Genomic DNA, 25,676 nt, shown 5'->3' with positions numbered 1-25,676 from the left:
TATTGAGTTGCACGATACCTCCCACCCACAGGGTCACCCCGGCGCAGGCCGGGGCCCATCCTGAGGTCTCTCCGACCTTCACCGATAGCAGCGGCCATCTCAGGATGGATCCCGGCCTGCGCCGGGATGACACCGCGCGTATGGCGCGCGCTGGGTTCAGCCGAACGTCACATTCCCCTCAGCATCCATCGCGAATCCCGGGTTCCAAGCAATCTCCCACGCATGGTCGTCCGGATCAGCGACGTAGCCGCGCAGCCCGCCATGCAGCGGCGCATCGGCCGGCCGAATGATCTTGCCGCCCGCGCCCGCGAGCGCCGCGATCAGCGGCTCCACCTCATGCTGCTCGACCACATTATGCGCCAGCGCGAACGGCGCCGGTCCGCGCAACCCGCTCCGCCCCATATCCACCTCGAGCGAGGCCAACAGGTAGGTGCCGAGCACCAGCCCGTTGAGCTGGTAGAAGACGATCTCCTCGTTCTCGAACACCGGCGTCCAGCCGAAGCCCTCGACGTAGAACCGCCTGGAACGCTGGAGATCGGTGGTCCCCAGCGTGATGACCGATACGCGCTGCTGCATGGGAAGACTCCTTCGTCCGCACCCTAACGCAAAAACTAGGAAACTTATCCCCGCACGTTCGTTCTTGTTCTGTTCTCATTGGGATGCTATTCCTAATGGAACGTTACCCCACGCGAGTCGCGTTGGGGTGTTGGAGAACAGCCATGCGGCTCACCGCACCGAATTTCGAGCAACTGGAGCGCCTCAACGGCACGCGCGACGCCGACCTGATCGCGCGGCGCTATGTCGATCCGGCGCTCAATCGCGGCCGTGGCGCGCAGACCAACAAGGGCAGCCGCTACGACAAGGAAGCGCGCGTCGAGTTCGACGATGGCTGGGGCATGGTCGAGGACCTGAAGCCGTTCGAGACCATCGAGCATATCGAGCGCGCCCGCACCATCATCACCCGCAACGAGAGCCCGGATATCGGCTTTGATCGCTCGATCAACGCCTATCGCGGCTGCGAGCATGGCTGCTCGTACTGCTTTGCGCGCCCCACGCACGCCTATCTCGGCCACTCGCCGGGGCTGGAGTTCGAGCGCGACATCTACGTCAAGACCAATGCGGTGGAGCAGCTGCGGCGCGAGCTGGCCGACAAGCGCTACAAGCCCAAGCCGATCGCCATGGGCACGAACACCGACCCGTACCAGCCGGCCGAGCGCAAGCACAAGCTGACGCGCGGCATCCTCGAGCTGCTGCTGGAGACCAGGCACCCGGTGACCATCACCACCAAGTCGGCTCTGGTGGTGCGCGACCTCGATATCCTGAAGCCCATGGCCGAGCTCAACCTCGTGCGCGTGGCGCTGTCGATCACCAGCATGGACCACAAGCTCAGCCGCAAGATGGAGCCGCGGGCCTCGACGCCGGAAAAGCGCCTCGAAGCCGTGCGGCTGCTGTCGGAAGCCGGCGTGCCGACCATGGTCATGGCCGCCCCGATGATCCCGGCGATCAACGACATGGAGCTCGAGCGCATCCTCGATGCCGCGGCGGCCCAGGGCGCGCTCGACGCCAGCGCCATCCTCGTGCGGCTGCCGCTCGAAGTGCGCGACATCTTCCGCGAGTGGCTGCTGAGGCATTTCCCCGACCGGGTCAGCCACGTCATGAGCCTCATCCGCGACGCCCGCGGCGGCAAGGACAACGACCCGAACTTTCACACCCGCTTCACCGGCGAGGGCCCGTACGCGACGCTGATCCGCCAGCGCGTCGACATGGCCAAGGAGCGCTACGGGCTGAACAAACCCATCCCGCCGCTGCGCACGGATCTGTTCGTGCCGCCACGGGTGGACGACGGGCAGATGAGCTTGTTCTGAGATCCGTGCCTGTGGCCGCCCCCTCCACCGCCTACGGCGGTCCCCCTCCCCCGCTTCGCAGGGGAGGATCGCGGCGAGATCGTGCCACAACAATCCTCCCCCGTGCACGGGGAGGGGGACCAGCGAAGCTGGTGGAGGGGGCGGCCACACGCACCGACTCTTCCTCACGATCGCCGAATTCCTGGCGCTGATGCTGGCCCATGAAGCAACCGGCAGATGATGTGACCACCACCCTGCTTGCGTCCGCGTCGCAACTGGCGATGCTTGACGACATGCCTGCCGATTCGCTGCTCAAGCCCGTCCCCGAGATCCGCACCGTGCCGGACATGAAGTTCGAGCGTGCCGCCATCCGGCGCGGGGCGACGATCGTGTGTGGGGTCGACGAGGCCGGGCGGGGACCGCTGGCCGGACCGGTGGTGGTTTCGGCCGTGGTGCTCAATCCGCGCCGGGTGCCGCAGGGGCTCAACGATTCCAAGCAGCTGACCGCCGACGAGCGCGAGGAGCTCTACGAGGAGATCATGCGCAAGGCGGTGGTCTCCATCGCCGTGATGCCGCCGTCGGTCATCATGCGCATGAACATCCTGCAGGCTTCGCTCTGGGGCATGCGGCAGGCGGTCCTCGGCCTCACCGTGAAGGCGGATCATGTGCTGGTCGACGGCAATATCGTGCCCAAGGACCTGCCCTGCGCCGGCCAGGCCATTGTCGGCGGCGATGGGCGCTCGGTGTCGATCGCAGCGGCTTCGATCGTCGCCAAGGTGACGCGCGACCGCATGTGCCAGATCATGGATTGCGAGGAGCCGCAGTTCGGCTTTGCCAGCCACAAGGGCTATGCGGCGCCGCAGCACCTCGCCGCGCTGACCACGCACGGGCCCGGCCGGCACCACCGCATGGACTTCGCGCCGTGCATCGAAGCGGCCAGGCAGAAATCCATCGCAGCCGAATAAGCAGCACGCGGGCCTTCGCTGCCGCGACGCGCAGCCGTGTGCGGGCTTAATCTCTCGTTCATCCTCCCGCTTAAATCCCCTTTAACCCTAACGCCTTACAACCGAACCCGTTAGTATTGCGTCAGGGTTCGAGTAATGTTGCGTACCGCGCGTATGGCGGAATCCGCCAATGCGGAGGGGAGCTCGCTCCCCATCGACACCATCCTCGTGGGCGACTGCGTTGCCCACATGAATGCCTTGCCGGCCGGCTCGGTTGACCTGATCTTTGCGGACCCGCCCTACAATCTCCAGCTGGAGCAGGGCCTCACGCGCCCCGACCAATCCAGGGTCGATGGCGTCGATGACGACTGGGACAAGTTCGACAGCTTTACCCACTACGATGTGTTCACGCGCGCCTGGCTGAAGGCGGCTCGGCGCATCCTCAAGCCCGATGGCGCCATCTGGGTCATCGGCTCGTATCACAACATCTTCCGGCTCGGCGTCGCCCTCCAGGATCTCGATTTCTGGATGCTCAACGACATCGTGTGGCGCAAGGCCAACCCGATGCCGAACTTCCGCGGCACGCGCTTCACCAATGCGCACGAGACGCTGATCTGGGCCTCCAAGAGCCGCGACAGCCGCCCGACCTTCAACTACGAGCAGCTCAAGCTTTCCAACGACGACGTGCAGATGCGCTCGGACTGGCTGTTCCCGATCTGCACCGGGGCGGAGCGGCTGAAGAACGACAACGACGACAAGCTGCACCCCACGCAGAAGCCCGAGGCCCTGCTCTATCGCGTGCTGACCGCGACGACCAGGCCGGGCGACGTGGTGCTCGACCCCTTCTTCGGCACCGGCACCACCGGCGCGGTAGCCAAGAAACTCGGCCGGCACTTCATCGGCATCGAGCGCGAGGACACCTATGTGGCGGGCGCGCTGAAGCGGATCGCGGGCATCAAGCCGTTCGGCAACAACGTCATCGAGACCGCCGTGTCGAAGCGCCAGGCGCCGCGCGTCGCGTTCGGCTCGCTGGTCGAGATGGGGCTGATCACGCCGGGCACCGAGCTCTACGACGACCGCCGCCGCTGGAGTGCGACCGTACGAGCCGACGGCTCGCTGGTCTCGGGCAGCCACATGGGCTCGATCCACCGGGTCGGCGCGCTGGTGCAGGGCGCCGAGGCCTGCAATGGCTGGACCTTCTGGCATGCCAATAATGGCGGCCGCCTCGCCCCCATCGACGATTTCCGCAGCCAGGTGCGCGCGGAAATGGAACGCCTTTCGGCCTGACCTGACCTCCATCACAGGCTGCTTCCGCCGCCGGCGCCAGAAGGTGCCGGCGGCGCTGCTTTTGCCGCTAGCGCAGCCAGATCCACCAGACGAGCGCGGCGGTCACCGCGAGCCAGATGGCGCCGATGATCGCAAGCCCGACATAGCTCGTCGGCTTGCTGCGCGCCGCAGCCTGTTGCCGGAACTCGGCCATCAGTTCGGGCGGGATCAGCTTAACCACCAGCAGGATGCCGAGCGGCACGATCAGCAGGTCGTCGAGATAGCCGAGGATCGGCACGAAATCGGGGATCAGGTCGATCGGCGACAGCGCGTAAGCCGCCACCACGCCGGCAGCGGCCTTGGCGTACCACGGCACCCGCGGGTCGCGCGCCGCGATCCACAGCGCCACGACATCGCGCTTCAGCGCCCGTGCCCAGGATTTGATCTTGTCGAGCATGCGGCCATCTAGCGGTGCTGCGGATGGGGGCGCCAGCCCGACCTCAAGATAATATCCGGCGGCGGGTTGCGGAACCAAGCGCGCGTCCCGACATTATCGCTGCATAGGTTCGACGCCCTCAAGAACGCCAATACCTCCAACCTTCAAACGCCGCGCTCTCCAGACGCGGCGTTTTTCTTTGCGCTCTATTCGACCCCGGCCGTAACCAGCACCTTGCGGAACACGCTGGGCAGCGCCTCGTTGTCGAGTTCGCGCGGATCGGCCCACCAGCCCTCGTCGAGCGTCTCGGTCGCCGCGACCCGCGCGGACCAGACCTCGAGCTCGAGCCGGAAATGGGTGAAGACGTGCACCACCTGCCCGCTATGCCGCCACTCGGCCGCGATCGGATGGGCCACCGGCCGCGGCGCGTCGGTCCAGTCCGAGCCCGGCGTCTCGGTCATCTGCGCCAGGAGGCCGGTTGCCCCGCGCGTCCGCAGGTACACATCGCCGTCGCCGTCGCGCATCACGAAGGCATGGCCGTAGCGCGTGGGCCGGTCGGCCTTGGCCGCCTTCACCGGATAGAGCAGCGGATTGCCCTTGGCGCCGAGGCATCCGGGCTCGAGCGGGCAGATCAGGCACGAGGCCTTTTTCGGCGCGCAGATGGTGGCGCCGAGGTCCATCATGGCCTGAGCGAAGTCCCCGGCCCGCTCCGGCACCGCCGCCTGCACGGTGGCGCGCACCTCGTCCTTGGCGTCGCGCACCGGCACATCGAGCGCGATGTAGCGGGCAATGACGCGATCGACATTGCCGTCCACCACGGCGACCCGCTCGTCGGCGGTGATCGCGGCGATGGCGGCGGCGGTGTAGGGGCCAACGCCCGGCAGGCTCAGCAGTTCGGCCGAGCCTGTGGGAAAGCGCCCGCCAAAACTCTCGACCACCGCCACGGCGCAGGCGTGGAGGTTGCGGGCGCGGGCGTAGTAGCCGAGCCCGGCCCACTCGACCAGCACGGCCTCGAGCGGCGCGGCGGCGAGGTCGGCGACGGTCGGCCACAGCATGAGGAAGCGGGCGTAGTAGCGACCGACCGCTGCAACGGTCGTCTGCTGCAGCATGATTTCGCTGAGCCACACCCGATAGGGGTCCGGCGCGACGCCGCGGGCGCGGTCCGCCGGCCCTGTGCGCCAGGGCAGCGTGCGGGCATGCCGGTCGTACCAGGCAAGCACAGCTTCGGCATCGAGCGGAACGGGGTTTTGCAAGGGCGACGCTTTTGACATGATCGGGCGACAGATGACGCGCCGGCCTCCGGTGCGCAAGCGAACACGGGAAGTTGTTACCAGTGGCCGACGACGCCAAGCGCAAGGGCAAGAAGGACGACGGCCCCCCGAAGCGGCTCAACCGCGCCGTTGGCGTGGGCGAAGCGCTGGGCGGCGTGCTCGATCCGGCGCTGAAGAAGCGCGGCTTTGCCACGCGCGACCTCATCGCCCACTGGTCGGCGATGGCGCCCGCGCCCTATGACCGGATGGCGCGCCCGGACAAGCTCAACTGGCCGCGCGGCGAAAAGGGTGCCGAGGGGGCGGTGCTGCACCTCTGCTGCCACCAGGGCCATGCGCTGGCGTTGCAGCACGAGGGCCAGAAGGTCGCCGCCGCGATCAACCGCTATTTCGGCTACGTACTGATCGGCCAGGTCCGGCTCAGCGCCGCGCCCTTCGAGATCGAGGCGCCAGTGCCCGAGACCGTTCCGGCCCTGACCGAGGTGACGCGAGCACGTATCGGGCGGACGGTGGAGAAGGTCGCCGACCCCGGCGTGCGCGAGGCATTGCGCGAGCTGGGGCAGGCGATGGCGCGGCGGAAATAGTAATCCTCCCGCCCACCACCCCTATTACCGGCTGTCACCCCTGCGAAAGCAGGGTCCAACTCGCAGCTCGCGCTGGCGGTGCGATGGATCCCTGCTTTCGCAGGGATGACAGCTGGCGCGTAGGGCGCCTGCCGACCCGTCCTTATCCTCCCCCGTTCACGGGGGAGGGGGACCGCCGCAGGCGGTGGAGGGGGCGACGGGAAGCACCGGCGTATTGGCCGCCCCCTCCACCAGCTCCGCTGGTCCCCCTCCCCCGCTACGCAGGGGAGGATGAAGAGTGCCCCACTCCGACCTCACCGTTTGTTCATCTGCGGTTGTGCTTGTCGCCGCTAAGCTCGGCGCGATATAGGGCAAAGCCCCAAGAAACGGAGAACACTCGTGGCCAACCGTCGCAACCTTCTGATCGGCTCCGGCGCCGCTGTCGCGCTCGCCGCCACGGGCACGAGCCTGAGCTTCCTGTTCGGCGCCACCGGCGCCCTCGCCCAGCAGTTCGACGTCGCCAAGCTGATGGCGCCGGCCGGCGGCGTTGCCGACCACCCGCAGGGTCCGGCCGACGCCAAGGTGACCGTGATCGAATACCTGTCGCCCACCTGCCCGCATTGCAAGGCGTTCCACGACACGGTCTATCCGCAGCTCAAGACCGAATATATCGACACCAACAAGATCCAGTTCATCGGCCGCCCGTTCATGCGCAACGTGCTCGACGCGGTGGTGTTCATGCTCGCCGAGGCCGCCGGCCCCGAGCGCTACCACGACGTGATCGACACGTACTTCAATACCCAGGAGACCTGGGCCACCTCGAACACGCCGAACGATGCGATGTTCACCATTGCCCAGCAGCTCGGTTTCACCAAGGAAAGCTATGACGCTGCCTTGACGAATCAGGCCCTGTTCTCTGGGCTGGAAGCCTTGCAGAAGCAGGCGCTGGACGATTTTGGCCTGACCGGCACGCCGACCTTCTACGTGAATGGCAAGAAGCTTTCTGGAGAGACCACGTTTGAGGCTTTCAAAGCCGAAATCGATCCGCTGCTTGCATAAGTCACTCGCCTGCCGAGGCGCGTGATGAAGTTCACGCGCCTCAAGCTCACCGGCTTCAAATCCTTCTGCGATCCTACCGAGCTCTATCTCGAGCCCGGCTTGTCCGGCGTCGTCGGCCCCAATGGCTGCGGCAAATCCAACCTCGTCGAAGCGCTGCGCTGGGTGATGGGCGAAAGCTCGTACAAGGCGATGCGTGCCTCGGGCATGGATGACGTGATCTTTTCCGGTTCGGGCAGCCGGCCCGGTCGCAACACCGCCGAAGTCACCCTCGTTCTCGACAATTCCGACCGCACCGCCCCGGCGCCGCTCAATACGGCCGACGTGCTGGAAGTCACCCGCCGCATCGAGCGCGAACAGGGGTCGGTCTATCGCGTCAATGGCCGCGAGGTCCGCGCCCGCGACGTGCAGCTGCTGTTCGCCGATGCCTCGACCGGCGCGCACTCCCCTGCCCTTGTCCGCCAGGGCCAGATCGGCGAATTGATTGCCGCCAAGCCCGTGCAGCGCCGTGCCCTGCTCGAAGAGGCCGCCGGTATTTCGGGCCTCCATTCACGCCGGCATGAGGCGGAGCTGCGGCTGCGCGCCGCCGAGCAGAATCTTGAGCGCGTCGATGACATCATCGCGCAAGTCGAGCAGCAGCTCGAAACGCTGAAGCGGCAGGCGCGCCTCGCGGTGCGCTACCGCGCTTTGTCGGGCGACATCCGCAAGGCCGAGGCGACGCTGTTCCACATCCGCTGGATCGCGGCGCGCTTCAACGAGAAGGACGCAGAGGCATCGCAGGCCAAGCTGGTGCGCGACCTGGCCGACGCCCAGCATGTCGAGCTCGAAGCGCAGAAAGTCGTGTTCCTCGCCGACAAGGCGCTGGCCCCGCTACGCGAGAAGGAGGCCGCCGCCGGTGCCGCGTTGCAGCGCCTCGTCATCCACGCCGAGCAGCTCGACGCCGAAGCCCGCCGCGCCGAAGCCCGGCTCGGGGAGCTCAACGAGCGTCTGCGCCAGATCGGGCAGGACGGCGAGCGCGAGAAAGCACTGGTCGGCGAAAGCGATGACGCGCTGAAACTCTTGGCCGACGAACGGACAGCGCTCGAGGCCGAGGCGGCCAACGAAGCCGCTGCACTCGAAGCTTCCCGCGCCACCGCGGAAGCTGCGCAGGCGGAAGTCGCCAAGGCCGAAGGCGAAGCCCGCGCCGCTGCCGAAGCACTGGCGCAGCTCCGCGCCCGCCGCTCCGCCGCCGAGCGCAGCGTGGCCGAAGCGCGCGGACGCGTCGCCCGGATCGAGAGCCAGATCGCCGATGTCGTGCGCGAAGCTACCGCCATCGCGCAGCGCCTCGACGCCGACGCGACGCTGACCGCCAAGCGCGCGGCGCTCGAGGCAGCCCAGACCGAAGCCAAGACCGCCGAAACCGAGGCGATCGCCGCCGAGACCGCCGCCGTCGCAGCGCAGGCGGCCGCCGATGCGGTCCGGCCCGAGCTGCAGCAGATCGAGGCGGCGTTGAACCGGCTCGAAGCCGAAGCGCAGACGCTGAGCCGCATCATCAACACCGGCGCCAGCAAGTGGCCGGCCGTGGTCGATCAGCTTAAGGTCGCGCCCGGCTACGAAACTGCGCTCGGCGCCGCGCTGGGTGACGATCTCGACGCCAGCACCGACGCGAACGCCCCGCTGCATTGGGCCGGTGCTGCCAGCACCGACGACCCCGCCCTCCCCTCCGGCGCGACGCCGCTGTCACAATTCGTCTCGGGCTCGGGCCTCCTGAAACGCCGGCTCGACCAGATCGGCCTTGTGGAACCCGCCGACGGCGCGCGGCTGATGGCGCAGCTGAAGCCCGGCCAGCGGCTCGTCACCAGGCAGGGCGGCCTGTGGCGCTGGGATGGTTTTGTCGCCGCTGCCGACGCCCCGACCGCTGCGGCCGAGCGGCTGGCGCAGAAGAACCGGCTCGCCGAGCTCGAAGCCGAACTCGCCGACGTCCGCGCCCAGCGCAATTCCCGCCGCGCCGATGCCACCGCGCTCACCGAAGCGCTGAACCGCGCCCGCTCCGAAGAGCGGCTGAAGCGCGACGCCTGGCGCAACGCCCAGCGCGACATTGCAGCCGCCCAGGCCGAAGCAGAGAAGGCACAGCGCGCCATCGCCGACCTCAGCGCCCGCCAGACCGCGCTCGAAGAGACCCGCCTCCGCCTCGAGGCGGGCCGCGCCGAGGCCGTCACCGCGCTCGAGGACGCAGAGCGCCTGCTCGCTGAAAGCGCCGACGAGACCCAGGCCGCCTTCCTCGCCGCTTCGCGCCAGTCCATCCTCTCCGAAGCCCGCCAGCGCGCCGACGATGCGCGGGTCAAACTCGGCGGCTTCGAGTCGGCCGCCCGCATGCGCGCCTCGCGCCTCGGCCAGATCGTCGCCGACGGCGCCGCCTGGAGCCGCCGCCGCGAGGGTGCCGCGACGCAGTTGGCGACGCTCGAAACTCGCGTCGCCGAGGTGAATGCCCAGATCGCCTCCCTCTCCGCCTCGCCCGAGGATTTTGCCGAGCGCCGCCGAGTGCTCGATACGCAGATCGGCGAGGCGCGCGTCGCGCACAAAAGCGCCACCGATGCTCTGGCCGAAGGTGACGCGCGCTATCGCGACGCCGACAAGGCGCAGCGCCTCGCCCACGACGCGCTGTCCGGCTTCCGGGCCGAACTGGCGCGGGTCGAGGAGCGCATCAAGGGCCTCGTCGCGCAGCGTCACCAGATCGAGCGGCAGGTGCACGAGACGCTCGGCATCGAGGCGGCGCAGACCGCCAACCTCGCCGGCATCAAGCCCGAGCACCCGCTGCCGCAGGAAACCCAGGTCGAATCGCAGGTCGAGCGGCTGAAGGCCGAGCGCGAGCGCCTGGGCGGGGTCAATCTCGGGGCCGAGAAGGAATCGGAGGAGGTCCGCGAAAAGCTCGACGTCATGGTCACCGACCGCGACGACCTGATCGCCGCCATCGCCAAGCTGCGCGCCGGCATCCAGAGCCTCAACCGCGAGGGCCGGCAGCGGCTCAACGAAGCGTTCGAGAAGGTCAACGCCCACTTCCAGGAGCTGTTCACCTCGCTGTTCGGCGGCGGCACGGCCGAGCTGCAATTCGTCGAAAGCGACGATCCGCTCGAAGCCGGCCTCGAGATCATCGCCCGCCCGCCGGGCAAGAAGCCCTCGACCATGACGCTGCTGTCGGGCGGCGAGCAGGCGCTCACGGCCATGTCGCTGATCTTTGCGGTGTTCCTCACCAACCCGGCGCCGATCTGCGTGCTCGACGAGGTCGATGCGCCGCTCGACGACGCCAATGTCGAGCGCTTCTGCAACCTCCTCGACATGATGACCCAGCGCACCGAGACGCGCTTCCTCGTCATCACCCACAACCCGATCACCATGGCCCGCGTCGATCGGCTGTTCGGCGTCACCATGGCCGAACGCGGCGTCAGCCAGCTGGTCTCGGTCGACCTCAAGGGCGCCGAAGCCGTGCGCCAGGCAAGCTGATGTGAGCGCCCGCGACTACAATCTGCCGCAATCGAGGCGGCGGGAGTTGCGATGACTGAATGTCACACCTGTGATCAACACCAGAAAGCACAACAGATTCAATCCCTTAGTATATCCCACCCAGCCTTGACACCCATTTTGGCCACCACTATGTTGCGCGCGACTTCGAGGGGCTCAAAACCAATGAGGCTCGGCGACGTCGGGGGAGCGGCATGAAAACTCCGCGCAAGACCGAACGTCCCGTGTCCGGCAGCACAGCCGGGCCCCTGACTTCCGACCTTCAGGCCCGCATCCAGCAGGCCAGGAGAGAGGAGCACCTGGCGGGTGACAAGGAATTTGCCTCCGCCTCGCGCGACATGTCCCAGTTGAGCCGTGGTCTGCGGCTCGGTTCGGAATTCGTCGCTGCAGTCCTGGTCGGCGCGGGTCTCGGTTACCTGCTCGATATGTGGCTGCATACCAGCCCGTGGCTTTTCCTGGCCATGATGCTGCTTGGATTTGTCGCCGGTGTGCTCAACGTAGTGCGCGCCGCGGCCCGAATGAACCAGGCGGTCTTGCCGCCGACGGACGCCCCAGGCGCTCCGGACGACAAGAATGAATGAAGGCTCCAGCCTCAGGGTGTCATAGTTGGCCGATCCGAATGTAGTCGACCCGATCCATCAGTTTGCGATCACGGATATCGTTCCTTTCGGCACCAGCGGTCTTGGTGTCACCAATGCCGCCCTGTTCATGATCCTGACGACGGGTCTGATCGCCGGCTACCTCATCCTCTCCACCCGCCGCCGCGCGCTGGTGCCGAACCGGTTCCAGCTGCTCAGCGAAATGCTCTACGAGTTCGTGGCGGGAATGGTGACAGACTCAGCGGGCAAGGAAGGGATGAAGTTCTTCCCGTTCGTGTTCTCGCTGTTCATGTTCGTGCTCGTGGCGAACCTGTTCGGCATGGTGCCGCTGTTCTTCACGGTCACCAGCCACATCATCGTCACCTTCGCGCTGGCGTTGCTCGTTTTCGTCGTCGTCGTGGTCTACGGCTTCGTGCGCAACGGGCCGAAATTCCTCAAGCTGTTCGTGCCGTCGGGCGTGCCGGGTTACATCCTGCCGCTGGTGGCGATCATCGAAGTCATCTCGTTCTTGTCGCGGCCCATCTCGCTCAGCGTTCGTCTGTTCGCCAACATCCTCGCCGGTCACATCACCCTCAAGGTGTTCGCCGGCTTCGTGGTGACCATGGGCGGGCTCGGGTTCCTGGGCTGGCTCGGCGCGCTGCTGCCGCTGGCGCTGACGGTCGGCATCACGGCTCTCGAGTTCCTCGTGGCGGTGCTGCAGGCCTATGTGTTCGCGCTCCTGACCTCGATGTATCTCAACGACGCGATCCACCCCGGACATTGATTTCCCATCGCCGGTGGTCGCGGTGACCATCCGGCCCCCAACCCGCAGCAAAAGTGCTGCCAAGGAGACTGAAGAATGGAAGCTGAAGCCGCAAAGTTCATCGGTGCAGGTCTGGCCTGTTTCGGTATGGCTGGTGCCGCCATCGGCGTGGCCAACATTTTCTCGAACTTCCTGTCGGGCGCCCTGCGCAACCCGGCGGCCGCTCCCGGCCAGTTCTCGAACCTGATCTTCGGCTTCGCCGTGACCGAAGCTCTGGGCATTTTCTCGTTCCTGGTCGCCCTGCTGCTGCTCTTCGTGGTCTGATCCACGAGCCGACGGCCAACGACTAGCATTGGAGGCTCCGGGTCCTGATCCGGAGTCTTCGGGCCATGAAGGGTTATGAGATGGCGGGCACAGCCCAAGAAATCACTGAAGTCGCGCAGGCTGACGCGCTGCAGGAAGGCGTGGTCGTCGAAGAGCACGCAACCGAAGGCGCGGCCGAGCATGGCGCAGCTGACGCTGCCCACGGCGCAACCGAGGCGCATGCAGGCACCGAGGCGCACTCCTCGGCCTTCCCGCCCTTCGATCCGGCGGTGTTCGGCGGCCAGCTGCTCTGGCTGGCGATCACGTTCGGTGCCCTCTACATCATCATGAGCCGCGTGGCCCTGCCGCAGATCGGCTCGATCCTCGAGACGCGGCGGACCCGTATCGACGGCGACCTGCGCGAGGCCGAGCGCCTGCGCCAGGAAACCGAGAAGGCGGCTGCGGCCTACGAGGCGGCTCTCGCCGAGGCGCGCAAGAACGCCCAGGCGATCGCCGAAGAGACCCGCGCCGGCATCAAGGCCGATATCGACGGCCGCCGTGCCGACGTCGAAGCCTCACTGGCCAAGCGCGTCGCCGAGGCCGAGGCCCGGATCAACGCCGACAAGACCGCGGCGCTCGCCAATGTCGGGGCCATCGCGGCCGAGACGGCGCAGGCCGTGGTCGCCAAGATCGCCGGCAACGTCACCGCGGCGGAAGCCAAGGCCGCGGTCGCCGCGGTCTCCAAGGAGTAAGGCGCATGTGGAGTTTCGGTTTCGACGCCACCACCGGCGCCACGCTCTGGGCCCTCATCGCGCTCTTCATCTTCCTTGGCATCGTCGTCTATCTCGGCGTGCACAAGCAGATCGCCAAGATGCTCGATGAGCGCATCAAGAAGATCGAAAGCGACCTTGCCGAAGCCGAGGCGCTGCGTGCCGAAGCCAAGGCCATGCTCGAGGACTACGCGCGCCGCCGCGAGGAAGCCGAGAAGGAAGCCGAGGAGATCGTCACCGCAGCCCGCGAGGAGGCCTTCCGCCTCACCGCCGAGGCCAAGGAATCTCTCGACGCCATGGTCGCCCGCCGCGAGAAGTCGGTGACCGACAAGATCGCCCAGGCGGAAGCCCAGGCAGTCGCCGAAGTCCGCGCCCGCTCGGCCGACCTCGCCGTCGAAGCCGCCCGCGTGCTGCTCGAAAAGCAGGTCGCGACCAAGGGCGGTGCGCTGGTCGACCAGGCCATCCAGGATGTGGGCGCCCGGCTGAACTAAGCCTCGCTGCGATATTGAAGATTGGGCCCGCGCGAGCGGGCCTTTTCTTTTGCGGGATGTGGTGGAACGCACACCCTCGCCTGCCGCCCCACCCCCTGCCAACCTCCCCCATCAAGGGGGAGGTGCCGCATCGGGCATGTGGCGCGTTCTAGCCAATCTACCGGCCCCACCTTCCCCTTGATGGGGGAGGCAAGCGAAGCTTGTGAGCGTCAGCGAACTAGCGCAGCTCGGAGGGGGTGGGCTACAGGCTCTGCCGGTGCGAGCCTCACTTACACTGCGGACTACCCGCGAGGGGCAAACGTCTCGCCGGCACGTCGCTTCATCCCCGAAAGGGGATGGGTTCTTTTGACAAACTCCGAAGCCCAACGGCTGTCGGATGAATCGGCGTGTCCGGCAGTGGACCACGGACCATACCACCCCGCCTCCCTCCCCCTTGCGGGGAGGGATTGAGGGTGGGGGTGGTGCGGTGATCACGGATGGACCCCCACCCCCAACCCCTCCCCGCAAGGGGGAGGGGAGCCTGCCGGTGCGTGAGGTACGATCGAAGCCAAAGCCTCGTCTCTTCACCTCCCCCTTCATGGGTGAGGCCGGGAGGGGGTCGTCTGCCTCAGCAAGCCCCCGCCCCTACTCCGCCGCCTGCGGCAGCTCTTCCGGCCGCTCCCACTTGAGCACCGGCGAGCGGGCCGCCCGCGTCTCGTCCAGCCGCCGCCGCGGCGCCCGCGTCGGCGAGCTCGTGAACCGGCCCGCATCGGTCTTCGCCGCCGTGGCCAGTTCCAGCATCACGTCGCAGAAGCGATCCAGCGTCTGCTTGCTCTCCGATTCCGTCGGCTCGACCAGCATGGCGCCATGGACGACCAGCGGGAAGTACATGGTCATGGGGTGGAAGCCTTCGTCGATCAGCGCCTTGGCGAAATCGAGGGTCGAGACCCCCGTGCCCTCGAGGAAGCTGTCGTCGAACAGCGCCTCGTGCATGCAGGGCTGGCCGGGGAACGGTACCGAGAAGGCATGCTCGAGCCGGGCCTTGATGTAGTTTGCGTTCAGCACCGCATCCTTGGCCGCCTGCGCCAGGCCATCGCCGCCATGGCTCAGCATGTAGGTGAGCGCGCGGACATACATGCCCATCTGGCCGTTGAACGCCGTGATGCGGCCCAGGTGCTGGCCTTCGGCGTGCTCGACGAGCTCGCCGGCACGCACGAACGGTACGGGCGCGAACGGCGCAAGCGCCTCCGACAACACCACCGGGCCGGCGCCCGGGCCACCGCCGCCATGCGGGGTGGAGAAGGTCTTGTGCAGGTTGATGTGCATGGCGTCGATGCCGAGGTCGCCCGGCCGCACCACGCCCATGATGGCGTTGAAATTGGCGCCGTCGCAGTAAAAGAACGCGCCCGCCTCGTGCACCGCAGCCGCGATCTCGATGACTTCGGGCTCGAACAGCCCGCAGGTGTTGGGGTTGGTCAGCATGATCGCGGCAACGTCCGGCGACAAAGCCGCCTTCACCGCCTCGACGTCGACCGTGCCGTCGTCACGCGCCGGCACGGCCTTGACGCTGTAGCCGAGGAAGGCGGCGGTCGCCGGGTTGGTGCCGTGGGCGCTTTCGGGCACCAGCACGACCTTGCGGTGGCCCTGCCCGGCCGCTTCCTGCGCCGCCTTGATGGCCATCATGCCGGCCATTTCGCCATGCGCGCCGGCCTTGGGTGTGAGGCAGACGGCCGCGGTGTTGGTCAGCGTCATCAGCCAGTGCGCGAGCTCGTCCATCAGGGCCAGCGCGCCCTTGACGGTGGAGACCGGTTGCAGCGGGTGGATATCGGCGAAGCCGGGCAGCCGCGCCATCTTCTCGTTGAGCCGCGGGTTGTGCTTCATGGTGCACGAGCCGAGCGGATACATGCCGCTGTCGATCGAGTAGTTGAGGCGCGACAGCCGCACATAGTGACGCAGCGCCTCGGGCTCGGTAAGCCCGGCGAGGTCGATCTCGCTCTTGCGCTCGAAGCCGCCGAGGAAGCCGCCATCGATCTCGACATCCGGCAGGTCGACGCCGGAGTGCTCGGTATCGCCGATCTCGAACAGCAGCGGCTCATTGGGCAGAAGCGACGAGCCGGAGACGGAAGCGAAGTCCGAGGTGCCGACGCCGGTGGGACGGCCTTGCGTGTTCATGGCCATCAGGCTTCTCCGTTCAGGGCTGCGTCGAGGCAGTCGGCGAGCATCTCGATATCGCCGTCGGTGGTGAGCTCGGTCGCGGCCAGCACGATCAGGTTCTCGACCGCCGGATTGGTCGGCTCGAGGCGGCTGACCGGGACGCCCGCGAGCACGCCGGCCTGCGCCAGCATCTCGACCACCGGGGCGGCTGGGACGGGCAGCCGGATGGTCATCTCGTTGAAGAAGCTCTTGTTGAGCACCTCGACGCCGGGGACGGTGCCCAGCATCCGCGCCAGCCGCACCGCATTGTGGTGATTCAGCCGCGCCAGCTTCTTCAACCCGGCCTCACCCAGCAGCGACATGTGTATGGAGAAGGCGAGCGCACAGAGCCCCGAATTGGTACAGATGTTTGACGTCGCCTTCTCGCGGCGGATATGCTGCTCGCGGGTCGACAGCGTCAGCACGAAACCGCGATTGCCATCGGCATCGACGGTCTCGCCGCAAAGCCGCCCCGGCATCTGCCGGATGAACTCCTTGCGCGTCGCCATCAGGCCGACATAGGGCCCGCCAAAGTTCAGCGCATTGCCGATCGACTGTCCCTCGCAGACGACGATATCGGCCCCCAGCGCACCCGGCGCCTCGATGAGCCCGAGCGACACAACCTCGGTGACCACCACGATCAGCAGGGCGCCGGCGGCATGGGCCGCTTCGGCGGCAGCCTTGAGGTTGCGCAGGTGGCCGTAGAAGTCGGGCGTCTGCACCACGATGGCGGCCGTGTCGGCGTCGATCTGGTTGAGGATATCGCCCTGCCCCTCCGGCGAGGCCGGCAGACACACGAGATCCGGCCCGTCGCCGAGATAGGTGCGAACCACGTCGCGATAGTGCGGGTGGAGGCCACCGGAGAGCACGATGCGGTTGCGCCGGGTCAGGCGCCGCGCCATCAGCACCGCCTCGGCGGTGGCGGTCGAGCCGTCATACATGGAGGCATTGGCGACCTCCATACCGGTCAGGTGCGCCACCTGCGTCTGGAACTCGAACAGCATCTGGAGCGTCCCCTGCGAGACCTCCGGCTGGTAGGGCGTATACGCGGTCAGCCATTCCGAGCGCTGGATCAGGTGGTCGACCGTCGCCGGCACATGGTGCCGATAAGCGCCGGCGCCGATGAAGAACGGGCCGTCGCCGGCCGCATGGTTCTGGCTCGAGAGCGCCTTCATGTGCGCTTCGACGAGGAACTCGGGCGAGTGTTTCGGCAGGTTCACCGGCTCGCGCAGCAGGGCATGGCCGGGCACGCGGGCGAACAGGTCCTCGGCCGTCTTGGCGCCGATGACGGCGAGCATGTCGGCCCGCTCGTGCTCGGAATGGGGGAGATAGCGCATCGAAATCCTCAGGCAGTCAGCTTGGCGTAGGCGTCGGCATCCATGAGGCCGTCGAGCTCGCCGGCATCGTCGAGCGCGAGCTTGAAGATCCAGCCGTCGCCCTCGGGCGAGGAGTTGATCAGCCCCGGATCGCCGGAGAGCGCGTCGTTGACGGCGGTCACCGTGCCGGAAACGGGTGAGTAGATTTCGGAGGCGGCCTTCACCGACTCGACCACCGCGGCCTCGTCGCCGGCCTTCAGCTTCTGGCCGACCTTGGGCAGTTCGACGAACACGATGTCGCCCAGCTGCTCCTGGGCATAGGGCGTAATCCCCACGGTGCCATCGGCGGTGATGTACTCGTGGTCCTTGGTGAACTTGGTCATTTGCTGGGTTTCCGGACGTAGCGGTGGGGAACGAAGGGAGTGGCGACGGCTTCGGCAGGCTGGGCCTTGCCGCGGACCATCACCTGCAGGCGGGTGCCGGGGGCGGCGTGGTCGGGCGACACGAAGCCGATGGCGATGGCGCGGTTGAGCGAGGGCGAGAAGCCGCCCGAGGTGACCTTGCCGATCTCGGCACCGTACTGGTCGAGGATCGGCGCGCCTTCGCGCGCCGGCGCGCCATCGACGAACAGGCCGACCCGCACGCGCTCGAGCGCGCCGCCGATCTCGGCCAGGATGCGCTCGGCGCCGGGGAAGTCGGCGGCCTCGCGGCGGCGCTTGGAGATGGCGAAGTTGAGCCCGGCCTCGACCGGCGACACGGTCTCATCGAGGTCGTGGCCATAGAGCGGCAGCCCGGCCTCGAGCCGCAGGCTGTCGCGGGCGCCGAGCCCGATCGGCTTCACCCGCGCGTCGGCGAGCAGCGTGTCCCACAGGGCTGCGGCATGCTCGGGATCGACGAGGATCTCAAAGCCGTCCTCACCGGTATAGCCGGAGCGCGAGATCACGAGCTTGGTGTCGCGCCAGTCGAACGAGGCGTAGTGCATGAAGCCGAGTTCGGCCGCGGCCGGCACGATGGCGTCGATTACCGCGGCGGCTTCGGGGCCTTGCAGGGCGAGCAGCGCCGCGTGGTCGGAGCGGTTCAGCGTGCCCTTACCCTGCGCGGCGGCAGCGATGCGCTGGAAATCTTCTTCCTTGGTGCCGGCATTGACGACGATGTAGAGCGCCCCGCCCCAGCCTTCCGCGGCCGGCCGGGCGATCATCAGGTCGTCATAGGTGCCGCCCTCGTCGTTGAGCAGCAGCGTGTAGCGGATCTGGCCCGGCTTCAGCCCGGCAATGTCGCCGCAGACCAGCGGCTCGACGATCGCGGCGACCGCGACATGGTCGGCCTCCCCGTCGCCGGATTTTTCGTCCAGCACGAGAAAGCTCGGGCCCATGTGCGACACGTCGAACAGGCCGGCATGCTCGCGCGTCCATTTATGCTCGGCGATGATGCCGGCGGGATACTGCACGGGCAGCGAGTAGCCGGAGAACGGCACCATCCGCCCGCCCAGCGCGACATGCTTGTCGTTGAGGACGACGGTCTTGAGATCTTCGGTTGCCTGATCGGCCATTGGGGACACCCGGGGTTGACTGCACGACAACACAACGAAGCCACCGCCCCATTGCGTTCCGCGCCCCCTCTGTCCGCTAACCTGAGAGATTTCCCGGCCGCCTATGGGCCGGTTGCTCCTTCGGTGAGGCGAGATCGCCTGCTTTCCAGAGTGTAGTCCAACTGCGGTCCCTGTTGCCTGAGAGTTTCCGGGGCGGTTGCTCCTTCGGCGCCGGAGTGAACCGGTCTCTCCCGCAGTCATTGGTGAGTTAGGATGGGATGGTGGTGCGAGTCAATCGCGGGGCGCAAAAGCTCCCACATACTCGACGTCATCCCGGCGCAGGCCGGGGATCCATCCCTCGATGCCGCAACCAACTCCGATGGCCGGAAGACCTCAGGATGGGGCCCGGCCTTCGCTGGGGTGACCCGGTGGGTGGAGGCGAGGTCCGAGGCGAGCCCTACTTGTCGAAGCCGACCCAGAACACGATGTTCTCGCCGCCCGTATACGGTACGGCAACATTCTCGACCACCTTCACGAACTCCTCCGACTGGTTCGGCGGGGTTATGGTGACCGGGATATCGTAGCGCTCGGAGAACATCGGCACGCCGTCGCGCTCCACCGAGAAGCGCACCGGCACGTTGACGTTGCTCTGATTGCCGGCCGGACCGAGCAGCAGGCGGCCGACCATGCCCATCTTGACCGTGATCAGTCCGTTCGAGACCACGCAGTTGCGCGACTGCTTCTCGATCACGGCCTGATAGTTCAGCGAACGCGCGTCGCCCCGCCTGCCGTTGCCGTAGCTGAACCAGTTCTCGCCGCCCTCGCGCACCTTGATCGGCGGACATTCGGTGGCGATGGCCGGCATCGCGGCAATCGAGCCGGCCTGCAGCTCGGCGGCCGTAGGGTTGGCAGTCTGCAGCGTCGAAGCATTCGGCGAGGCGGCCGGAGCGAACATGTTGCCCATCGAGCAGGCGCCCAGCGCCAGCGACAGCACCGCGACAGAAACGATGCGCGCGCCCGACACCGTCACCAATTCAGCAAACCGCATGCGTCCGGCTCCTTACGCACTAACCTGAGATGCCTGCAGCGCCATGAGCACCGCGGGCGCGCCGCTGACGGTCACCCCTGCCACATCCTGCACGAACAGATCCTTAACGATGCCGTCCTCGAGGACCATGGCGAAGCGGGCGAAACGTTTGCCCATGCCGGGGATCTGCCTGGACAGGCCGAGCGCATCGGCGAGCGCGCCATCGCCATCGGCGATGAAGTCGACCTTGCCGAGGGCCTCGGAGCGCTCGGCCCAGGCGCGCACCACATGGTGGTCGTTCACCGCGCCGCAGACGATGCGGTCGACGCCTAGCGCCTGGAATTTCGCGACATTGGCGACGAAGCCCGGCAGGTGCGAGGTATCGCAGGTCGGCGTGAAAGCACCCGGAACGGCGAAGAACACCACCCGGCCCTGGCCCAGTACGGCATCAGAGGTCATATCGACCGACTCGGTGGGTCCGACGAGCTTCGTCGGAACAGACGGCATGGTGTCGCCGCGCGCAATCGTCATCGGTGTGCTCCCCAAATTCTGCGGTGCCCGCTGCACCGGGCAGCGGACCTTATTTCAGTCGTCCTCAGGCGTCGACCCGGCGGACGTGATCCGCCGTTCGACGGAGAACGGGCCCATATCGGTCATGAATGTCAGCCGGACGGGCTTGCCCTCCACGTCGCGGCTACCTTCTCCCCCGAGCAATGGCAGGAGGACTAGGTTTCCATCCGGGCTTTTTTGCGGCGCGCCGAAGAGTTGGCCGCCCTCCCCCGCATCGGCGATCAGCGATAGCGGATCGACCTTGCCGCCGTCTAGCTTCACCGACAAAGCATTGGCGGCGCTGTCATATCCGACCCAGGCGATCGGATCATGGGCTTCCTGCCAGGGCAGCGGCGTCAGCGCCACGGCCTGTGCCAGCCGCAGATCCTGCGCCCGGTCGGGCGAGGCGAGATCGAGCGGCAGGACAAAGGAAATGCTGACCGGCACGCAGATATCGGAGCAGACGCCCATCAGCACCGCGACCTTGAGGTCGGCCGCGTTGCCGTCGAGCTTCAGCTGCACCGGCAGCACGGTGGGGCCGCGATAGACGAAATCGACATAGCCGCTGTTGGCCTCGATGGCCGGATAGGGCCAGAGCACCTCGTTGCCGGCGACCCCGGTCGAGCCGGCGAAGTCGAAGGTCGTCGGAATGCCGGTCTCGCCCGGCACGCGCCAATAGGTGTTGGTGGTGACCGGCATGTCGAGCTCGAGGCCGATCAGCGTCGTGCCATCCGGCTTCAGCACGTTGGACGAGATCAGCCGCGCCCGCGCCCCGGGGCCGACATCCTGCCACGGGGTTTCCCCAGCCAGGGACGGGCCTGCAAGGGCGGCAATAAGCGGTAGCACCAGCATTCGCATGGGCTTTGCGATATCGGAGCAGTGGCGAAATTGAAAGCTGGATAAGGACATCGTGAAGCTCGGCTTTCCAGCTTGCCGCGCGGGGGATAAACTGGCGGCTACCATGGCACTATTGCGTGCCGGGAGAGATGCGATGGACTCCCTCAAGGGCCAGTTCCTGGTGGCCATGCCCGATATGGGCGACGATAATTTTCGCGAAACCGTTGTCTACCTCGTCGGGCACGGTGACGAAGGCGCCATGGGCCTGGTTGTGAACCAGAGCGTCGAGGACATGCGCTTTGCCGATATCCTCGAAGAACTGCAGCTGGGCGACAAGGACGAGCTGATCCAGCTCACCGACGACGTGAAGAATCGCCAGGTGCTGCGCGGCGGCCCGGTGCAGAAGAGCCGTGGCTTCGTGCTGCACTCGTCGGACTATTTTCGCGTCGGCAATTCCTACGAGGTCAACGACGATATCTGCCTCACCGCGACGCTGGATATCCTCAAGGCGATGGCCTTCAAGAACTCGCCCACCGAAGCATTGTTCGCGCTGGGCTATTGCGGCTGGGCGCCGGGGCAGCTGGAAACCGAGATCCAGGCCAATGGCTGGCTCACGGTGCCGTTCTCACGTGAGCTGCTGTTCGGCCTGCCAATCGAGCATCGCTACGACGCGGCACTCGCCAGCCTCGGGATTACCCGGGCGAGTTTGAGTGCTTCGGCGGGACACGGCTGAGCAGTCAGCACCGCAGCAGCCCAACCCACGGTGTCATCCCCGCGAAAGCGGGGATCTCTGTTTTCGGAGCGTGCCACAAAACTGAGATTCCCGCTTTCGCGGGAATGACCCGGTGAGAGTGGTTCAATGGTCGATGCGGCTTAGCGAAAACTGCGGCTACCGCCCGCTCAGCTGGCTCTGCAGGCGCTTGCCGAATTCCTGCCCGGTCATCGCCGCGCCGAACGCAAAGCCCTGCGCGAACTGGCAGTTGAGCTGCTGCAGCCGTTCGATCTCTTCGATCGTCTCGACACCCTCGGCGATGACGCTGAGGTCGAGTTCGCTGGCGAGCGTGATGATCGAGCGGATGATCGGCACCTGGGTGTGGCTCATGCCGCTGTCGTCGCTCAGTTGCACGAAGGGCGCCGGGATCTTGATCGTGTCGAACGGGAAGCGGTGCAGGTAGCTCAGCGAAGAGTGGCCGGTGCCGAAATCGTCGAGCGCGAGGCGCAGCCCCATCTGACGCAGAGCCGCCAGCACATAGGCCGAATGCTCGGGGTTGCTCATCACCTGGCTCTCGGTGATCTCGAGCTTCAGGTGCCGGGCGATCTGGCGGTGGTCGGACACGAGCGCGCGCATATCGTTGAGCAGCGACTCGGTGGCGAGTTGCGCCGGCGACAGGTTGACCGAGACGAAGAAATCCTCGGGCAGCGGCAGTGACGCCGCCCATTCGCGGGCCTGGCCGGCGGCCTGCTCGAAGGCAACGCGGCCGAGCCGTTCGATCAGGCCAGTGCGCTCCGCGAGCGGCACGAACTCTTCCGGCGCGACCACGCCACGTTGCGGATGGTTCCAGCGCATCAGCGCCTCGCAGCCGGCAATAGTGCCCGAGTGGATATCCATGATCGGCTGGAACTGTACGGCCAGTTCGCCGTGACGCAGCCCGCGGTCGAGGTCCTCCTCGCCAGCCTTGGAGTAGGCGGCGATGGAACGGGCGGAGGCGCGGAAGGCCTCGATGCGGTCGCCGCCGAGGCGCTTGGCGTAATACATGGCCAGTTCGGCATCGCGCAGCACGTCGGGGGAAGCGACCGGATTACCGTCATAGATGGTAACACCGATCGAGGCCGTAAGGCTCAGGTCGCGCTCACCGAAATTGAATGGCGACTTCAGCGCCTTGCGGATCTGCTCGGCCGTCTCGGCGATCTTTCCGGCCGCGGCCTCTGACGCAAGGATGACGCCGAACTGGTCGCCGCCGAGCCGCGCGACGGTATCGAGCGGGCGCATGACGCGGGCGATGCGGCGCGAGATGGCGAGCAGCACCGAGTCGGCCGCCGAATGCCCGACGCGTTCCTCGAGCTCGGTAAAGCGGTCGATATCGATGAGGAAGACGGCCGGCTTGATGCCGTTGGGCAGGCGGGCGCGCACCAGGGCGCGCTCCAGCCGATCGAGGAAGAGCTGCTTGTTGGGCAGGCCGGTCAGCGTGTCGTGCACGGCATCGTGCAGCAGGCGGTCGCGGCTGGCGCGATCCTCGTTGACGTCCTGCAGCGTGCCGACGATGCGGTTGGCCTGGCCGTCCGAGCCGAGCACCGGCTTCACACGCATGCGGAAGGTGCGGAAGCTGCCATCATGCGCGGCGAGCCGGATATCGGCCGAGACCTTGCCACGGCGCAGCTCGACCAGCGTATCGAAGGCGGTGCGGAAGCGATCGCGATCTTCGGGGTGGATGCGGTCGAGCCAGCGCTTGATCGAGCCACGCAGCGCTCCCCTGCCTTCGCCAAGGCGCGTGCCGAGCTCGTCGGACACGGTCACTCGGTCGCGCTCGATGTTCCAATCGAAGACGAAGTCGCCCGAGCCGGTGAGCGCCAGCGCGCGGCGCTCGACCTCACTGAGCGTGCCGATCGACACCTGTCCTTCGGAGAACGCGTGCTGCACCGCGGTGAAGCCGAGCAGCATGACGATGAGCACGAGACCGCCGGCCACGGCGGGCTGGGCCACGTCGTTCGACACCTGCCCCGTCACCACCAGCCAGGCGTAGAACAGCCAGGCGATGTAGATGATCCAGGTCGGCACCAGCAGTACGGCACGGTCGTAGCCGCGCAGCGCCAGCAGCAGGATGAGGAAGAAGCCGGTGACGCCGAGCAATGCCAGCACCAGCCGAGCCACGGTCGCGGCAATGGAGGGCTGGAAGAAGGCAAAGCCAAACAGCGCGAGAAACACCACGACGAGCGCCAGCGCCAGATGGATGAAGCGCAGGTGCCAGCGGTGGAGGTTCAGGTAAATGAACAGGAAGCCGAACAGGGTCGTGGCTATGCCAGCCTCGGCCGCGGCCCGGAATGGCTGCACCGCACCGTTCGATATGCCCAGCAAGGGACCGACGACACCGAAATCGACGAGCAGATAGATCAGCACGGCCCAGGAGAAGGCGGCCGTCGCCGGGAAGACGCCGCGTCCCCGCACCACGAACATCACCGTGAGGAACACCGCCGCCAGTGCCGCGACGCCCAGCACCACGCCGCGGAACAGCGTGAACGAGTTGACGTAGTCGCGATAAGCGTCGGGCCGCCAGAGATAGAGCTCGGGCAGCGAGCCGTTCGACAGCTCGGCCACGAAAGTCACCGTCGCGCCGGGGTCGATCACCACCTCGAACACGTCGGCTTCGCGGTCGGCGAGGCGGACGGGACGGATACCGGCGCTGGGGGTCAGCACCTTGATGCGCTCGGCGCCGAGATCGGGGCGGAACACGCCGGAGCCGGGCAGCCGGAAGAAGGGCGCGACCAGCAGGCGTTCGAGCTGCACATCGGAATCGTTGCGTAGCGCGAACAGCGCCCAACTCGGGTTGGTGCCGTTCTCGGAAGCCAGCACCTCGATGCGCCGGATAATGCCGTCTTCGCCGGCGGCGGTCGACAGCTGCACGCGGCCGTTCTCGCCCGGCACGATGTCGGCCACGCCCGTAAGGTTCACGGCGTTGACGTTCTCGGGCGCGGTGATGACCTCAAAGGCCGCCACCGGGAGCGATCCGATCAGCATGAACGCAAGACACATCGCGAGATGTAGGATGTGACGCATCAGCTGGGGGAAAGCCTTGCCGCAGGTTCGATTGGGCACCCTAGGTATCGGGCTTTCCCATTGTGGACAAGCGCTCACGACCGGGACCGCCTGCTGGCGGCGTCGTAGCGCTCTCGGGTCAGACCGAACAGCACGTGGTCCGCCCACTTGCCGTCGATCTGCAGATAATGCTCGGCGTAGCCTTCCTCGGAGAATCCGTTCTTTTCAAGGACACGGCGGCTCGCGACATTGTCGGGCAGGAATGCCGCATGGACGCGGTGCAGCCCCAGCGTCTCGAAGCAGAACGGCACGACGAGGCCCACCGACTCGGTCATGTAGCCCTTGCCGGCAAAGTCGTGGCCCATCCAGTAGCCGAGATTGACGAACTGGGCGGCCCGCCGTCGGATGTTGGAGAGCGTAATTCCACCCACCAGCTGGTCGTCGGCGCGCGTGAAAATGAAGAAGGAATAGTCGGTCCCCGACTTGGCTTCCTCGCGGCCGCGCTTCAGCCGGGCCGAGAACACGCGCTGGCTGAGATCGGCCTCGGTCCAGCGCGGCTCATAGGGTTTCAGGAATTCGCGGCTCGCCCGCCTGAGGTCGCGCCATGCCATGTAGTCGCCGGCGCGCGGCGCCCGCAGCAGCACGCGCTGGCCGGTGAGCATCGGGGTATCGTCGCGGGCGAACCAGGTGAGCATCATGCCGGCATCACCATGCAG

General features: G+C 66.9%; 24 protein-coding genes and 1 riboswitch. Of the genes, 12 read left to right on the top strand and 12 right to left on the bottom strand.

Annotation, left to right across the window (positions count from 1 at the left end; translation table 11 throughout):
• Window positions 1-156: 156 nt before the first annotated feature.
• Window positions 157-576, bottom strand: coding sequence for a VOC family protein (locus AC3A6I_RS04885; RefSeq protein ID WP_487542164.1), 420 nt, complete (start codon window positions 574-576; stop codon window positions 157-159).
• Window positions 577-719: 143 nt separating this feature from the next.
• On the opposite strand from AC3A6I_RS04885, the gene AC3A6I_RS04880 reads away from it, so the two are divergent.
• The 3 genes from AC3A6I_RS04880 to AC3A6I_RS04870 all read left to right on the top strand — a co-directional run bounded on the left by AC3A6I_RS04880 (window position 720) and on the right by AC3A6I_RS04870 (window position 4,075).
• Complete coding sequence (locus tag AC3A6I_RS04880; RefSeq protein ID WP_487542162.1) at window positions 720-1,865, top strand: PA0069 family radical SAM protein; 1,146 nt, start codon at window positions 720-722, stop codon at window positions 1,863-1,865.
• Between the two features lie 272 nt (window positions 1,866-2,137).
• Window positions 2,138-2,809, top strand: a complete 672-nt coding sequence (gene rnhB, locus AC3A6I_RS04875; protein ID WP_487544982.1) for a ribonuclease HII — start codon at window positions 2,138-2,140, stop codon at window positions 2,807-2,809.
• A gap of 135 nt (window positions 2,810-2,944) precedes the next feature.
• Entirely contained in the window at window positions 2,945-4,075 is a 1,131-nt protein-coding gene (locus AC3A6I_RS04870; protein WP_487542160.1) for a DNA methyltransferase, read from the top strand.
• A gap of 67 nt (window positions 4,076-4,142) precedes the next feature.
• Here AC3A6I_RS04870 and AC3A6I_RS04865 read toward each other — a convergent pair whose 3' ends face one another.
• Together AC3A6I_RS04865 and AC3A6I_RS04860 are read right to left on the bottom strand one after the other, a co-directional pair.
• Window positions 4,143-4,511: a YkvA family protein gene (locus AC3A6I_RS04865; RefSeq protein WP_487542158.1), complete on the bottom strand. Its 369-nt coding sequence runs from the start codon at window positions 4,509-4,511 to the stop codon at window positions 4,143-4,145.
• 185 nt (window positions 4,512-4,696) lie between these two features.
• Window positions 4,697-5,761, bottom strand: coding sequence for an A/G-specific adenine glycosylase (locus tag AC3A6I_RS04860; protein ID WP_487542156.1), 1,065 nt, complete (start codon window positions 5,759-5,761; stop codon window positions 4,697-4,699).
• A 62-nt stretch (window positions 5,762-5,823) separates the two neighbouring features.
• Here AC3A6I_RS04860 and AC3A6I_RS04855 point away from each other — a divergent pair, with 62 nt between their 5' ends.
• The 8 genes from AC3A6I_RS04855 (at window position 5,824) to AC3A6I_RS04820 (ending at window position 13,780) form a co-directional block, all read left to right on the top strand.
• Entirely contained in the window at window positions 5,824-6,342 is a 519-nt protein-coding gene (locus tag AC3A6I_RS04855) for a DUF721 domain-containing protein (protein ID WP_487542155.1), read from the top strand.
• Window positions 6,343-6,720: 378 nt separating this feature from the next.
• Entirely contained in the window at window positions 6,721-7,380 is a 660-nt protein-coding gene (locus tag AC3A6I_RS04850) for a DsbA family protein (protein WP_487542153.1), read from the top strand.
• A 24-nt stretch (window positions 7,381-7,404) separates the two neighbouring features.
• The gene (smc, locus tag AC3A6I_RS04845) at window positions 7,405-10,857 is read left to right on the top strand and encodes a chromosome segregation protein SMC (protein ID WP_487542151.1); all 3,453 of its coding nucleotides are present in this window, start codon (window positions 7,405-7,407) and stop codon (window positions 10,855-10,857) included.
• 212 nt (window positions 10,858-11,069) lie between these two features.
• Window positions 11,070-11,456 (top strand): AtpZ/AtpI family protein, encoded by a 387-nt coding sequence (locus tag AC3A6I_RS04840; protein WP_487542149.1) that lies wholly within the window; start codon window positions 11,070-11,072, stop codon window positions 11,454-11,456.
• Between the two features lie 25 nt (window positions 11,457-11,481).
• Window positions 11,482-12,237, top strand: coding sequence for a F0F1 ATP synthase subunit A (locus AC3A6I_RS04835; protein WP_487542147.1), 756 nt, complete (start codon window positions 11,482-11,484; stop codon window positions 12,235-12,237).
• A gap of 75 nt (window positions 12,238-12,312) precedes the next feature.
• Window positions 12,313-12,540, top strand: coding sequence for a F0F1 ATP synthase subunit C (locus tag AC3A6I_RS04830; protein WP_273956686.1), 228 nt, complete (start codon window positions 12,313-12,315; stop codon window positions 12,538-12,540).
• A 65-nt stretch (window positions 12,541-12,605) separates the two neighbouring features.
• Window positions 12,606-13,271 (top strand): F0F1 ATP synthase subunit B, encoded by a 666-nt coding sequence (locus AC3A6I_RS04825; protein ID WP_487542145.1) that lies wholly within the window; start codon window positions 12,606-12,608, stop codon window positions 13,269-13,271.
• Between the two features lie 5 nt (window positions 13,272-13,276).
• Entirely contained in the window at window positions 13,277-13,780 is a 504-nt protein-coding gene (locus AC3A6I_RS04820) for a F0F1 ATP synthase subunit B family protein (protein ID WP_487542143.1), read from the top strand.
• Window positions 13,781-14,404: 624 nt separating this feature from the next.
• Here AC3A6I_RS04820 and gcvPB read toward each other — a convergent pair.
• From gcvPB to AC3A6I_RS04785, 7 genes are all read right to left on the bottom strand, one after another.
• Window positions 14,405-15,937 carry an aminomethyl-transferring glycine dehydrogenase subunit GcvPB gene (gcvPB, locus tag AC3A6I_RS04815; RefSeq protein ID WP_487542142.1) on the bottom strand — a complete coding sequence of 511 codons (1,533 nt, stop codon included), beginning with the start codon at window positions 15,935-15,937 and terminating at the stop codon, window positions 14,405-14,407.
• Window positions 15,937-17,289, bottom strand: a complete 1,353-nt coding sequence (gcvPA, locus tag AC3A6I_RS04810; RefSeq protein ID WP_487542140.1) for an aminomethyl-transferring glycine dehydrogenase subunit GcvPA — start codon at window positions 17,287-17,289, stop codon at window positions 15,937-15,939. Before gcvPA ends, gcvPB begins: the two co-directional genes overlap by 1 nt.
• Window positions 17,290-17,297: 8 nt before the next feature.
• Window positions 17,298-17,651 (bottom strand): glycine cleavage system protein GcvH, encoded by a 354-nt coding sequence (gcvH, locus tag AC3A6I_RS04805; protein WP_487542138.1) that lies wholly within the window; start codon window positions 17,649-17,651, stop codon window positions 17,298-17,300.
• Entirely contained in the window at window positions 17,648-18,817 is a 1,170-nt protein-coding gene (gcvT, locus tag AC3A6I_RS04800; protein ID WP_487542137.1) for a glycine cleavage system aminomethyltransferase GcvT, read from the bottom strand. The genes gcvH and gcvT overlap by 4 nt, the downstream gene beginning before the upstream one ends.
• Window positions 18,818-18,971: 154 nt before the next feature.
• A riboswitch (glycine riboswitch) is annotated at window positions 18,972-19,060 on the bottom strand.
• 193 nt (window positions 19,061-19,253) lie between these two features.
• Window positions 19,254-19,844 carry a hypothetical protein gene (locus tag AC3A6I_RS04795; RefSeq protein ID WP_487542135.1) on the bottom strand — a complete coding sequence of 197 codons (591 nt, stop codon included), beginning with the start codon at window positions 19,842-19,844 and terminating at the stop codon, window positions 19,254-19,256.
• Window positions 19,845-19,856: 12 nt separating this feature from the next.
• A complete protein-coding gene (locus tag AC3A6I_RS04790; protein ID WP_487542133.1) occupies window positions 19,857-20,354 on the bottom strand; it encodes a redoxin family protein in 498 nt (165 codons plus the stop codon).
• Window positions 20,355-20,408: 54 nt separating this feature from the next.
• A complete protein-coding gene (locus AC3A6I_RS04785; RefSeq protein ID WP_487542131.1) occupies window positions 20,409-21,224 on the bottom strand; it encodes a protein-disulfide reductase DsbD domain-containing protein in 816 nt (271 codons plus the stop codon).
• 139 nt (window positions 21,225-21,363) lie between these two features.
• Between AC3A6I_RS04785 and AC3A6I_RS04780 the strand changes: the two genes are divergently transcribed.
• Window positions 21,364-21,942: a YqgE/AlgH family protein gene (locus AC3A6I_RS04780; protein WP_487542129.1), complete on the top strand. Its 579-nt coding sequence runs from the start codon at window positions 21,364-21,366 to the stop codon at window positions 21,940-21,942.
• A 156-nt stretch (window positions 21,943-22,098) separates the two neighbouring features.
• On the opposite strand, the gene AC3A6I_RS04775 is transcribed toward AC3A6I_RS04780, so the two are convergent.
• Together AC3A6I_RS04775 and AC3A6I_RS04770 are read right to left on the bottom strand one after the other, a co-directional pair.
• A complete protein-coding gene (locus AC3A6I_RS04775) occupies window positions 22,099-24,921 on the bottom strand; it encodes an EAL domain-containing protein (RefSeq protein WP_487542127.1) in 2,823 nt (940 codons plus the stop codon).
• Window positions 24,922-25,055: 134 nt separating this feature from the next.
• On the bottom strand, window positions 25,056-25,658 hold the full coding sequence (locus tag AC3A6I_RS04770) for a GNAT family N-acetyltransferase (RefSeq protein ID WP_487542126.1): 603 nt from the start codon (window positions 25,656-25,658) through the stop codon (window positions 25,056-25,058).
• Window positions 25,659-25,676: the final 18 nt, after the last annotated feature.

The organism is Devosia sp. Soil_C_22 (assembly GCF_057657195.1).
This window is presented reverse-complemented; position numbering and strand designations above follow the sequence as displayed.